At 36.4% G+C, this 12,729-nt stretch carries 13 protein-coding genes; 1 reads left to right on the top strand and 12 read right to left on the bottom strand.

All coding sequences use genetic code 11. The features are described from left to right. Positions 1–7: 7 nt before the first annotated feature. From HNQ80_RS10625 to HNQ80_RS10595, 7 genes are all read right to left on the bottom strand, one after another. On the bottom strand, positions 8–1,453 hold the full coding sequence (locus HNQ80_RS10625; RefSeq protein WP_184310628.1) for an MFS transporter: 1,446 nt from the start codon (positions 1,451–1,453) through the stop codon (positions 8–10). 19 nt (positions 1,454–1,472) lie between these two features. After that, positions 1,473–1,916 (bottom strand): MarR family winged helix-turn-helix transcriptional regulator, encoded by a 444-nt coding sequence (locus HNQ80_RS10620; protein WP_184310627.1) that lies wholly within the window; start codon positions 1,914–1,916, stop codon positions 1,473–1,475. A 404-nt stretch (positions 1,917–2,320) separates the two neighbouring features. Next, positions 2,321–3,013 carry a hypothetical protein gene (locus HNQ80_RS10615; RefSeq protein ID WP_184310626.1) on the bottom strand — a complete coding sequence of 231 codons (693 nt, stop codon included), beginning with the start codon at positions 3,011–3,013 and terminating at the stop codon, positions 2,321–2,323. Between the two features lie 64 nt (positions 3,014–3,077). Next, positions 3,078–3,677, bottom strand: a complete 600-nt coding sequence (rpsD, locus tag HNQ80_RS10610; RefSeq protein ID WP_184310625.1) for a 30S ribosomal protein S4 — start codon at positions 3,675–3,677, stop codon at positions 3,078–3,080. Positions 3,678–3,892: 215 nt separating this feature from the next. Beyond that, on the bottom strand, positions 3,893–4,420 hold the full coding sequence (locus tag HNQ80_RS10605) for a DUF2284 domain-containing protein (RefSeq protein WP_207726964.1): 528 nt from the start codon (positions 4,418–4,420) through the stop codon (positions 3,893–3,895). Positions 4,421–4,593: 173 nt separating this feature from the next. Next, entirely contained in the window at positions 4,594–5,781 is a 1,188-nt protein-coding gene (locus HNQ80_RS10600) for an MFS transporter (RefSeq protein ID WP_184310624.1), read from the bottom strand. A gap of 253 nt (positions 5,782–6,034) precedes the next feature. Continuing rightward, on the bottom strand, positions 6,035–6,670 hold the full coding sequence (locus HNQ80_RS10595; RefSeq protein WP_184310623.1) for a flavodoxin family protein: 636 nt from the start codon (positions 6,668–6,670) through the stop codon (positions 6,035–6,037). A gap of 221 nt (positions 6,671–6,891) precedes the next feature. Here HNQ80_RS10595 and HNQ80_RS10590 point away from each other — a divergent pair, with 221 nt between their 5' ends. Further along, on the top strand, positions 6,892–7,218 hold the full coding sequence (locus HNQ80_RS10590; RefSeq protein ID WP_184310622.1) for a winged helix-turn-helix transcriptional regulator: 327 nt from the start codon (positions 6,892–6,894) through the stop codon (positions 7,216–7,218). Positions 7,219–7,298: 80 nt separating this feature from the next. On the opposite strand, the gene HNQ80_RS10585 is transcribed toward HNQ80_RS10590, so the two are convergent. From HNQ80_RS10585 to HNQ80_RS10565, 5 genes are all read right to left on the bottom strand, one after another. Beyond that, positions 7,299–7,589 (bottom strand): copper amine oxidase N-terminal domain-containing protein, encoded by a 291-nt coding sequence (locus HNQ80_RS10585; RefSeq protein WP_408626315.1) that lies wholly within the window; start codon positions 7,587–7,589, stop codon positions 7,299–7,301. A gap of 42 nt (positions 7,590–7,631) precedes the next feature. Further along, positions 7,632–8,549, bottom strand: a complete 918-nt coding sequence (locus HNQ80_RS10580; protein ID WP_184310621.1) for an MBL fold metallo-hydrolase — start codon at positions 8,547–8,549, stop codon at positions 7,632–7,634. Between the two features lie 31 nt (positions 8,550–8,580). After that, complete coding sequence (locus HNQ80_RS10575; protein ID WP_330602826.1) at positions 8,581–10,758, bottom strand: EAL domain-containing protein; 2,178 nt, start codon at positions 10,756–10,758, stop codon at positions 8,581–8,583. A gap of 471 nt (positions 10,759–11,229) precedes the next feature. After that, positions 11,230–11,421 (bottom strand): hypothetical protein, encoded by a 192-nt coding sequence (locus HNQ80_RS10570; protein ID WP_184310620.1) that lies wholly within the window; start codon positions 11,419–11,421, stop codon positions 11,230–11,232. A 201-nt stretch (positions 11,422–11,622) separates the two neighbouring features. Further along, a complete protein-coding gene (locus tag HNQ80_RS10565) occupies positions 11,623–12,693 on the bottom strand; it encodes a M24 family metallopeptidase (RefSeq protein ID WP_184310619.1) in 1,071 nt (356 codons plus the stop codon). Positions 12,694–12,729 lie beyond the last annotated feature (36 nt).

Below are 12,729 nucleotides of genomic sequence, written 5' to 3'. Positions count from 1 at the left end.
ATGCTATTTATTCTCTACTAAGACTTCCTACACTTCCCTTTAGTTTTCCACTTTTTGCATACAATCTGTACGCAGTCAGCAGTGCTCCGATTCCACATATAACTGCTGCAGTAACATAGACATACTTCATTCCATAGATAAATGCTTTTTCTTGCCCTATTATATAGTCAGCAACATTGTATCCTAATTTATAACTCATACGATTATACAACAGGGTAGTGGCTAAAGAGATTCCAAAGACCATTCCTAAATTTCTTACCAGAGCGTTAATGCTCCCTGCAATCCCCAATTTACTCGGAGGTACTGTGGACATGATTAAAGAGTTATTGGGTGATTGAAACAAGCCGTTTCCAATAGACATAATGGCTACAAAGACAACCAATGTGGTCAAACTGGAGTGTTCATTCAAAGTAGACATAAAGGACAGGCCTGCACTGGTCAGCAGCAGTCCCAAAAATGTCAAAAACTCAGATCCGATCTTATCGGATAAATAGCCGCTGGTTGGCGCTACTACGGCCAAAATCAGCGGGTAAGCCATCATGGTCATCCCGGTGACTGCCGGTGATAGGCTCATAACATTTTGAAGATAAAAGGGCTGAATAATGTTTGAACAACTGATGGCAACAAAAGAAATAAACCCACAGAATATACTTAGAGAAAATAGCTTATTCTGAAAAATTTCCAATTGCAGCAATGGTGCGGCTACTTTTCTTTCTACTGCAATAAATATGATCATCAATATGGCTGCAACGCCAATGCCTGTAGCAATCATAGGATGAGTATACCCTATCTCTTCTCCTTTGATCAATGCACCAAACAACGTTACAATCGTTAGGATGATCAATAGGGCTCCTTTGATATCAAACTTCTCTGATGTATTGCTAACACTCTTAGGAAGAACTTTTGCTCCCATCATTAAAGTGAAGATTCCAATAGGTACATTGATTAAAAAGATATATTTCCAACTAAGGACACTGATAATAAATCCTCCCAAGGGCGGCCCCACTAACGATCCGAGTGCCACGGATGTTCCCGCAATCCCCAAAGCCCTTCCCCTTTCGTTCCTGGGAAATACCTGGGTGATGATTCCTTGATTTGTAGCCATAGCTCCTGCTGCCCCAACGGCCTGAATCACTCTGGCAATCACCAAAAGGGAAAAAGAGTTTGAAATTCCGCACAGAAGCGAACCTATGGTAAATAAAACAATTCCAAATTGAAATATCTTCGTCTTGCCCTTGATATCCCCTAGCTTTCCATAGATCAAGATTGTCGCCGCAATGGAAATCAAATAGGCCGTTACAACCCACGAGATCGACTCTGTGGAGACCGACAGCTTTTGTGCCATGATTGGCAGCGCTACGTTGACGATACTGCCATCCAGGCAGGCCATGAAAGTCATCATGACCACATTAATTAGTATAAGCATTCTATTTTCATATATTTTTTCTTCCATATATTCTATACCCTATCCTTTATTTATAGTTATTTCTACCTCTTTCTGCATTCTCTAAAACCTTGTTTAGTAAATCTTTCATTTGCTCCTCTTCCTGCGGTGTTAAACCTTCCGTTATCATCTCATTCCACCGATGCAGTTCCCCTTTAACAGCCGGAATAATTTTCTTCCCACTTTCTGTTAAATACAATTTGTAAGCCCTTGAGTCTTCATGATCTTCTTTTTTCTGCAAATACCCAAGCTCAATGAGCTTCTTGATCGCCCTAGCAGACATGGCCTTATCAATGTTTAACTCTTTACTGATTTGATTTTGATTGATGCCTTCATTTCCATAAAGGGTAAGCAGATAGGGATATGTGCCACTGCTTAACTTATATTTTGCAAGGACTTCATTGGCATAGGCCTGTGTACATCTATAAAGACTATTGGCCAGTTTCGTCAGCGCTGGTTTTCCATCTTTCATGTTGTTATATCCTTTTCTTTTATATATTTTATGACTCCTATAAAATAGGATATAGCAAAATAGTTGATTAGTCAACATTTTCGTTATATCCTATTTTGCTGCAGCAAAATGATTCTTACAGACTACCGTATGATGCCAAGGATAAGGTAATGTTTGGACAATATGACGGCTATAATATACAAGAAGAGTCGTTGGTGAAGAGGCTAAGTAAGAGAAATTCCCTCGAACCATTCGTCAGAGGGAACATAAAACACACTTAAATTTTCAACCAAAATTCTCTACATAACTTGAGATAAGATTATTTCTTTTCTATCAACACGATATATCTCGCATGAGCAGTATATTACGTTAGCATTTGCATTCTTACGAATGCTTTACGATAGCGGGTACTTTCGTTGAATATTTTAAAACCATATTGGAATTCTAATGTTTAGCAGTTCAATTATATTTTTATTGATAAGGGACTCATCATAAGCATGCTCACACATAAATCGTAGTTGCTCAATTGACATTTCAAGTTCTTCTTCAATAACCTCTTCAAATTCATCTACAATATTTTCTAAAATAAACTCCACGATCTCTTCACTTTTTTCAAACACTCTAACAAATAACTTTTTTTCAGGTTCTTGATCCCAAGAAAGATTGAAGTCGCTGCAAAATTGTATGAGCTTTTTCCTTTTCTCAGCATCATCGTATTTCCACATGCTATTTAAATAATTGTATGCTTTCTCCATTTTTATAGCATCATTCGCTATATTCCCATCTTCATCTTCCATGACAGATTTTAAAACTTCCTCTCTAAGAACATGAAAGGGCGAGAGGGGAATATAAAAGCCATCACTTTTTCTATCTATCCATGTATAAAAGGCCGTGGGCAAAAACACATGTTGTAAAAAGCCGAGGGCTGTATTTACATCCCCATGGCTACTCCATCCTGATCGTACAAGACCTTTTTTGCTATCCAATATTCCTATGTATACAATTAAAGATTCTCTTGTTAATCTTTTTTTATCTATATTTCCGAATAAAATATCCTCTGTATCTCTAATCTTTTTTTCCCAAAAGTAGAAATTATTCTTTTTATGCAGCTCTCCCATTTTTGATCTCCTTAAAAATAACGAATAGTCTAAGTTATTTGCAAAGACTATTCGACATGGTTTGTTATATAGTTTTTGAGTAAAACTCGACGACTAAATGATCATCAATATAAATCGGAATCTCCTCACGCTTCGGCAATCTTTCCAATACACCTGAAAAATTTGCTTCATTCTTACTTAAGTAAGGTGGTAAAGCTATTCCATTATTGAGAAAATTATCTTTAAACATCTGATTGTTTCTTGATTTTTCTTTCAGAGAAAGAACCTCTCCAACGGATACGGCATAGGAAGGTATATCTATTTTTTTTCCATTTACAAGAATGTGTCCGTGTACTACCATTTGTCTAGCTTGTCGGATAGAATTAGCAAAGTTTAACCGATACACGAGGTTGTCCAGTCTGCATTCCAGTCTATTTACCAATGCAGAGCCTGTCATCTCCTGGTCCTTTATTGCAGCTTGCACATATCTTCTAAATTGTTTTTCCATTACTTCATAATATGCCTTCAGCCTTTGCTTTTCTAAAAGTTGTGTACCGTAGGAAGAGAGCTTCCTAGATGCCCTTGCTTGCCCGCTTCCTTCTCGCCTCATTGCATTTGGATGTCCGCACACATTCAGTCCTAACCTTCTACACTTTTTAAACCTTGGCCCTCTCATTCTAGCCACTTAAATCATCTCCATAACATAAATTTTAGCCGCGATAATTTATGCCACTTACATATTCCTATTGTATCAAAAAAAATTTTAATTGTAAATGATTATCATTATTAATAATCATTTTTTTCTAACCCCATTATAAAAATGTACATCCCATTCCTGAACATGACTGATGATTCTATGACACATAAAAACAAGAACCCCTTATGCCTAAGGAGTTCTTGTTAATCATTGTAAAGTACCAGTGTAAAAAAGCCAACTTTACCCCTTCCAGCATTGTATGTCATTTTTTGATTCATGGACATACGAACTACGTCAATCCCACTACCTTCCATGGAATACTGTATTTTCTCCGGAAAACGGCAAAGTTTATCTTCAAGGGCAGCACAGTTTTTACATACAGTACATGGACCTGCTCCCATTACGAATACTTCCTCATTTTCGAAAGTCTTTCTAAGCGCTTGATTTATATTCGCAAGAAACTCCATGGAATCCATCATTTCTTTCCTTGATCCAATAGATGCTATCTTAGATATTATAAATGCGTTTTTATATTTTAAAACCCTTGCTTTTCTTTCAGCCTCACTTCCAGCTTTCGGTGGGCATCCATGGTTTTTGCCGAAATTTCCGCAAGTATTTCTGGCACATTGGTTAAATACGTCCTGCGAAAAGATAATATCACTAGATTTAATCGCCCTATACTCATCAAACCCAATTTCTTGGAAAGCTTCTATGAGTCGTTCTTTTAACATAATATTCTCTCCCCTTTCCTCTTCCATCATATAGGATAAATTTATTTCCGACAGAATGGGTTTAGTACGACTTTTAGTGATTTGAATATATGTTATCACAATAATATATCTTGGTCCTCTAACCTCTTATCACAGATATTGGAGATACTATCAAGTATCTATCCTGAACATCTTTAGATAACTGATCGCCTTAAAGTAAGACGAATTGAAAGAAAGAATGCCAGCATCAAAAAGCATGCAATCATGCTGATTACGCCACCCCACCCATAGTTTGTCCAAAAGATTCCTGCAGAAGTTCCACCGACACTAGAACCTGCATAATAGAAGAACAAGTAAAGGGAGGAAGCCTGTGCTCTGTCGCGAGCAGCCAAGCTCCCAACCCAACTGCTTACGATGGAATGGCCTCCGAAAAAACCAAAGGTTAGAAGGGCGATTCCAAAAATCTTTAAAACCAGATGCGTATTTAACGTTGTGGAGGCTCCAGCAAACATTAGCAAAATTGCAGCCATGAGTACTTTATGGTGACCATGGCTATCAGCTAAACGTCCCATCCAGGTAGAACTAAATGTCCCCACAATATAAATAACGAAAATAAAGCTTACTAGAGTTGGATTAAGGGAATAAGGCGGAGCTATCAATTGAAAGCCAATGTAATTATATAAAGAAACGAAACTGCCCATCAATAAAAACCCAATGCAATACAGGTAAAGTAAACCTGGATTTTTCAGATGGCAATGCATCGATTTTAATAACTTCCCTATTTCGAGATCTCTGGGCTCGAAGTGCCTTGAAGATGGCAGCTTAAACCAAAATAAAATACTGGCTGCAACACCTAAAACGCCTATACTACCCAGGGCTATCCTCCAATTAAAAAAATCTGTTAGGACGCCTATAATGATACGCCCTCCCATCCCGCCTATGGAATTTCCACTAATATAAAGTCCCATCGCCATACCAAGACTCGTCTTCTCAATTTCCTCGCTAATATAAGCCATGGCAATAGCAGGCAGTCCTGCCAAAACAATCCCCTGTAAAACTCTTAATACCAGCAGTGAAGAAAATCCTGGAACAAATGCAGTGAGCATCGCTAGCATCGATGCTGCTGAAATGGAAAAAGTCATGATAGGCTTTCGCCCCCATACTTCTGATAACGATCCCACAAGTAACATGCTAACTGCAAGGGTAATAGTTGTCACGGATAGGGATAAGCTCGCTACAGTGGGAGATATGTGAAATTCATTAGAAAGATAGGGAAGTATCGGCTGTGTGCTGTATAAAATTGCAAAAGTATTAAAGCCACCGGCAAATAGCGCAATGCTTGTATTTCGAAATTCCTTCGTACCCTTTTCTATATAAGCCATATGTTTATCACTCCAGATCTGCTATGAAAGTATGCCTCTTATTTTCATTAATGTATTATCATTAATCATTATATAAGGGTTCAACATAATACATTTCCATTCCTCCTTCAACTAGCAATTCTTTCGATAAATGATTTAAAAACAGCATAGGAACCTATCTTCTTGATAGATTCCTATGCCCATTTCTTATTCAAGTTTAAGCTAACTTCAGATAAAGTTCCGATCGTCCCTTGATTTTAGTTATAGGGTAAATTTAGCGTATAAAATTCGTATATACTTTACTTTCTCTCTCTGGTTCTTTAACAGACCCTTTTCCATTTTCAACCAATTTCATAAGCCATGCCATATTTTTACCAAGAACTCTCATGATTTGTACACCTTCTTCATCCTGCAACGCTTCTCCAGGTCTAGCACCATGAATAACATTCCAGTAATTAGAAGTTGGTATCAACATTTCTGAATAATTGATATAGTTGTTTAGTTGATCAAAGGTTGGAAGTCCACCTGAACGTCTTACAGCAACAACGGATGCACCTACCTTGTGTCTTAACATTCCATCATTAATACTGGTAACATAAAAAGCTCTATCCAAAAACGACTTCATTGTTGCTCCCAATGATGAATAATGTACAGGGGATCCTAGAATTATACCATCTGCCTCTTTCATTTTTTGAATCCACTCATTAACCTCGTCGCCTTGAAGAACACATTTTTCGTTTTTATTTTTAACACATTGATTACATGCAATACATCCTCTAATTGATTTATTCCCGACATGAATCACTTCGGTTTCTATTCCTTCTTTTCGAAGTTCATCAGCTACTATTTTTATAGCATGATAAGTGTTTCCCTCTTTATTAGGACTTCCGTTAAAAGCCACAACTTTCATTTATATTCCTCCTCTTATTCTTGATTTCATTTAGTTTTGTTTCTACTATTTCACAGTATATATCCTGTGGATATACAGAACAAGTAGGCACTTTAAAGTAAGATAACTTACCTAGGGGTTTGAATTTAGTGGTTTACATGTTTTCAAATGAGAATAAATTTATAATTTTGTACCATAATGATATAATCTATATCATAAATGAATGAAAAGCAGGTGATTCAATGTTAGAATATAATAATAAAAAATATGTCTGTCATTTAGATTTAGGAATTGATTTAATTCGGGGCAAATGGAAAGCTGTTATTCTATGTCATCTCCATAGAGGTCCTAAGCGGTTCCTTGAATTACAGAGAATAACCAGCGGAATCAGCCAAAAGGTACTCAATGAAAAATTGACTGAGCTAGAAAATGACGGTTTGATTTTTAAGACCATCTATCCGGAAGTACCCCCTAGAGTTGAATTTGAACTCACTGAAAAAGGAAAAGAAATCTATCCGGCTTTGGATATCTTAGAAAAATGGTCTTTAAAATATTTTTCAGATCTATAAGACTCGTCTACTGCCCTAAAATTTAAAACTTATATATTAAAAGAGATTGTGGAGTCCATCCACAATCTCTTCTAAGCCTTTTAGTCATGTTGAATAATAACCGTTCTAGAACTCGATTCCCAATCTACCTTTGCGCCTAAACACTCCGCAATAAATCTAGCTGGAACTAAGGTGCGTTTATTTACAATGGTTGCAGGGACATCTAGGTTTAAATCCTTTCCATTAAGCTTTGCCACATTACTACCGATCTTCAACTCCACAATGGTTTCGCCCTTGATTCCTGTAACTGTTTCTGTAGCGCCATCCCATTTTATCTCTGCTCCTAAGGCTTCGAATATTGCCCTCAAAGGAACCAACGTCCGATTATTGATCGGCAGTATATAGTATTACTCCTATAGCTTTGAATATTTTTTTCATAGATTTCCTCCTGTATGAAGGGATCTTTTTGTATATTTGAGAAAACCATTCTCCATAATCAACTCAATCATTCCTACTTCATTCAAATATTCAACATAGGATCTTAACATTCTTTCTATTACCATATATTTATAGATGCTCTTGGCACGAATATTAAAAGCTTTCATAGCAGACTTCACAATGTCTTCCATTGTCATAGCACCCTCTATGACATCATATACACTTTCTGCTCTACTCCTATAAAAATTTATATTATCCGTTATAAGCTCTGTAATATTATCATATATGCCCTTATGAGCCACTACATATTTGCTGCATTCTAGATCATAGAGTTTTTCCTTGCTTTTCAAATCTTCACTGAGAATAAAGGCATACGGGGTCTTAGCCCCTGCCATGACTTCATAGCTTATGAGGGCATCTCCTATGTAGGCAACTTCATCGGGCGTGATAATCGATACATGGGCAGGACTATGTCCAGGTGTATGAAGAATTTTAAAATTAACGCCACAAATATCTATTTGATCGTCATTATCTAAAATCATCATATCTGTTTTGCAAACCATATGCCCATAGTGTTTTGTTATGTCGGATAATGTTTGACTGTTATAGTAAACCTTGAGATTTACTGCCGAACTGCAAATAAACGCCTCATAGGCAGGCATGGCAATAATACAGTTATATTTATTCTTTAGATATTGATTATTTCCAATATGATCTACATGGGCATGGCTGCATATTATACCCATTACCTTAAAACTTTTTTTTTCTAGAAGCTCTTCTATTCCTTTTTGCTCCCCTTCTTCCCATCCTGAATCCAACATAATAATTTGTTGATCATTCATTTTATAAAAAGGTATGTATGTCATGCCGGTATCAATACAATACGTATTTCCCTTTACGTTCTTTATTTTCATGTCGTTCTCTCCTAGCCTGGGGTTTCGATTTCTATCTTTTAATATTACTATAAATATTGCCGCTGGTACAGTCATCCCTATTCAAAATATATTCTATTAACTCTTCATTAGGAATCGCCTTGCTATAGAGATATCCTTGATATTGATCACAACCCAGTTCGTGGAGGATACTCTTCTGCTCTTCATTCTCCACATACTCAGCTATCACTGAACAGTTTAATGATTTACATAAAAATACGATGGATGAAATAATATTGCGACAGTTGCTATTGGATATAATCTCACGGACCAAAGAACCATCAAGTTTGATTGTGTCAAAATCATACTCTTTTAGGTACATCAGAGAACTATGCCCCATACCGAAATCATCCATTGCCAGTTTTACGCCCAGTTTTTTTATAGATATTATCTGATTGATGATCTTATTGCTGCTTGTTAAGGCCAATTGCTCAGTTATTTCAATTTTAAGATCCTGAGGCTTAATTTCGTATTTTTTCATAATCTCTTCTAGATTCTCAATAAAATAATCACTTTCCAATTGAACTGCGGAAATATTCACAGATACTGTGATGTTTTGAAGACCCAATCCATTTATTTCTTTCAGATTACTGCAAGCAGTGTCCAATATCCAGTAACCAAGCTTATCTATCAACTGTGACTCCTCGGCAAGGGCAATGATCAAAGGGGGATAAATATACCCATAACTGTCATGCTTCCATCTCAGTAATGCCTCTACACCAAAAACATTTCCATCGTAATCCACCTGGGGCTGATAGAACAGGGTTATTTTATTGTTTTGCAGGTCATGCTCCAAATCGAATGCTAAAAACCGAGAGATATTTCCTATATCATCATACCTAGTAAGTAATGTGGATGCCATTCCACGTTCCTCGCTCTGTTTGAACCAATCATATACCTTTTGCAGGTTATTTCTCCCTTGTACATCAGCAACATCTTGGGCAAGACTTACAAAGGGTATGTAACAAAGAGTTCCCAAAACCAAATTAAACAATTGCAAAAGACTGCCATTTATTGAATTGGTCGAAGCATAGCCACTTAAAAAAATAGGAGTTGTCCACTCAATGTGGTTGCATGTATAGGGCACTAGCCCATTGTACATGGCTAGGAAAGAAGTGATGGTCAAAATGATAGGTACCAATAGAAAAGGAATCATATAAATGGGATTTAATACAACGGGGATACCAAAAACAATTAATTCATTAATATTAAATATCACAGGGATAAGCGATAGTTTTGTAAGTCGTCGTTGATTTTTATGTCTCCCTGCAATCAAAATCGCAAGGATAAGACATAGGGCAGTCCCACAACCTCCCATTAGAACGAATGTATCGAAAAAGGTTTTGGTAAATATTCTTGTGGGTACCTGACCTGACCGAATTAATATTTGGTTCGCTGTTAAGGCTGGTACAAATATGCTCTGAGCCACTGGTTCAAGGATGTTGCCGCCATGCATTCCGAAGAACCAAAAAATATGCATAAAGGCTACGAATAAAATGGCACTCAAAAATGGAGATTCTATTTTGTAAAATCCATTACGGATAACATCTGATATAAAACTTTGTATATCTGATATATCAAAAAGAATGGCTAGTACGTGACTTATCATTGCAAAAACTGTTATTGTGATGGCAGCCGGATAAATGGAAGTTAAAGCATAATTAAAGACTGGATTGGCACCGTCGGTAAAAGCTTTTATTCTTAGAGTCTTTATTGAGCTAAGCTTTAAAAAGAGCTTGGCAGAGACGACCGACACGATCATGGCTATAAAAATACCAATTACTCCGAAATTTCCGGTAAAAATCCAATCTCTACTCAACTTAGAGATTACAATAAATGAACACAAAGAAACTGAAGCTGCGATGATGGGACTTACATTATGTTCATATCGTTCACCAAATTCAATGATATATGAATAGCTGATGCATATGACCATTATGAGTGATAAAATATTGAACGTACTATCATGAATAGAGAGAAAGATATTCTTCCACCGACTACCAAACACTTCTAACATCATTCTCTGATAAGAAGGAATAGGCAAGCTTACGAATAGTAAGGCCATAGAGCCTATCAGCATCAAAGGAATCATATAAGTAAGTCCACGTCTTACTGAAATCAGCAGTGGCTTTTTTTCAAACCTCTCATCAAATTCGGAAAATAATTTAAGCATTCTACTCACACTTTCCACGTACTTCTTCCTCCCTACGTTCTGCTCCAAATATCTTTACATGACCATATGGGCGCCATCTCAAACTCAAAACAAGCACCTATTTTGTTTGAAATTGGATATATTTCGAAGACGCCTTTGTTTTTCTTTTCTCCAGAGGAAAAAGCCTTATCCAGAAATCAAAGATTTAACTCAACACATATGTATGCAATTCGCACCGATAGAAACCATATACATTATACCATATTTCGCCAATTTTTTTCAAAATAAGACAGCATTTTTTTGTCACGATTATGCTGAAGCCGTGCAAAATATTCCTCAAAACAAACAAATCCATCCTTATACTTATATAAGTCTAGAGTTTCAATACTCTTGATCCTATTAAAACCATATTGGGATTCTAGTGTTTGGCAATTCAATTATATTTTTATTGATAAGAGGCTCATCATAGGCATGATCACACATAAATCTAAGTTGATCAATTGACATTTCTTATTCTTCTTCAATAACCTCTTCAAATCCATCTTCAGCATTTTCTAAAATAAATTCAGTAATCTCTTCGCATTTCTCAAATACCTTTGCAAACAACTTTCTATCAGGCGTTTGATTCCAGTCATTATAAAACTGCTTTAGCCGTATCCTTTTCTCCCCATTGGTTGTATTTACGCACCATGACTGCTTCATTCTGATCGTAGAAGGCCTTTTTCGCGATCTAATTCATCATCACTATATGTGGCAATTACACTTAAATCTTTTAACAACATTGTACTATTAAGAAAAAAATAAACAGACCATATTTTATTGACTGGTCTGTCTTTAATAAAAAAATGTGATGAAGTAACTATATATACATATATGACTGGGGACATTTTATGTAAATTCTGATTATACTACAATCAATGCTTTGGAAGCCTTTGTTAATATTTCAGCTCCATTCTGATTAACAACCACCGTATCTTCAATTCTCACGCCACCCCAATCAGGTATGTAAATACCAGGTTCCACAGTAACTACACATCCTGATTTAAGTATATCCTTACTTTGTATTCCCATGAATGGTGCTTCATGAATATCCAGCCCAACGCCATGCCCTAGTCCAGGATAGTAATAATCTATATATCCTGCTTGATCAATCACCTCTCTCACCTGTTGATCCGGAATATTTCCTACTATTTCACTTTTTAATGCATTGACACCCCTATTCTGTGCTTCCTTTATAACACTATAGATTCTTCTCTGTTCATCATCTACTTTTCCCACTGCAATAGTTCTTGTCATATCAGAACGGTATCCGTTATATATGCCTCCAAAATCCATGGTTATGAAATCCCCGTATTCAATCTTTTTCCCCGATGGAATCCCGTGGGGCATAGACGTCTTTTTACCTGAAATCAATATTGTTTGAAATCCGATGCCCTCAGAGCCTGCCTTCTTAAGATAATACTCAAGTTCAAGAACTATTTCATTTTCAGTAAGACCTGGCTTTATAACTTCAAGAATTTTCTCAAATGCTATATCAGCAAAAGAAGCTGCTTTTCTTATACAATCGATTTCCTCTTCGTTTTTAATATATCTAAAGGATTCAATAATATTTTGCGTAGGCATTAATTCTACAGATGGCATTTCAGTAACAAGTCTGTCATAAAAATCATAGCTCATATACTTTCTTTCAAAGCCCAGTCTCCGAATACCTAGCTTAGCAGCAGTATCTGCTATGAACGCTTCAAGAGAACCTATCGTTTTTTTCCATTCTGAAACAGTAAAAGTTTTACATTCCATCTGTGCCTGCTCTGTATACCTAGCATCCGTTATGAATGTTTTTTGATCAGGTGCCATTAGGATATATGCATCTGAGCCTGTATAGCTACTAACATACCGGATATTGGAATCATTGATTAAAAGCAGTCCGTCCATTCCTAATTCTTTCATTTTTTCAAAAACTTTTGAATCAATCATTCTTTACAATCCTCCTGTTCATATTTTTAACATTGT

It is taken from the genome of Anaerosolibacter carboniphilus, assembly GCF_014205875.1.
Classification (GTDB): Bacteria; Bacillota; Clostridia; order Peptostreptococcales; family Thermotaleaceae; genus Anaerosolibacter; species Anaerosolibacter carboniphilus.
Note: the sequence above shows the minus strand (reverse complement) of the source record. Positions and strands in the feature narration are given on the sequence as shown.

Coding starts and splice junctions, on each gene's coding strand:
- HNQ80_RS10580 (WP_184310621.1), bottom strand. CDS start 8,549: ATGAAAATAAAGAACGTAAAGGGAAATACGTATTGTATTGATACCGGC.
- HNQ80_RS10565 (WP_184310619.1), bottom strand. CDS start 12,693: ATGATTGATTCAAAAGTTTTTGAAAAAATGAAAGAATTAGGAATGGAC.
- HNQ80_RS10605 (WP_207726964.1), bottom strand. CDS start 4,420: ATGTTAAAAGAACGACTCATAGAAGCTTTCCAAGAAATTGGGTTTGAT.
- HNQ80_RS10625 (WP_184310628.1), bottom strand. CDS start 1,453: ATGGAAGAAAAAATATATGAAAATAGAATGCTTATACTAATTAATGTG.
- HNQ80_RS10595 (WP_184310623.1), bottom strand. CDS start 6,670: ATGAAAGTTGTGGCTTTTAACGGAAGTCCTAATAAAGAGGGAAACACT.
- HNQ80_RS10615 (WP_184310626.1), bottom strand. CDS start 3,013: ATGGGAGAGCTGCATAAAAAGAATAATTTCTACTTTTGGGAAAAAAAG.
- HNQ80_RS10620 (WP_184310627.1), bottom strand. CDS start 1,916: ATGAAAGATGGAAAACCAGCGCTGACGAAACTGGCCAATAGTCTTTAT.
- HNQ80_RS10590 (WP_184310622.1), top strand. CDS start 6,892: ATGTTAGAATATAATAATAAAAAATATGTCTGTCATTTAGATTTAGGA.
- HNQ80_RS10570 (WP_184310620.1), bottom strand. CDS start 11,421: ATGAAGCAGTCATGGTGCGTAAATACAACCAATGGGGAGAAAAGGATA.
- HNQ80_RS10600 (WP_184310624.1), bottom strand. CDS start 5,781: ATGGCTTATATAGAAAAGGGTACGAAGGAATTTCGAAATACAAGCATT.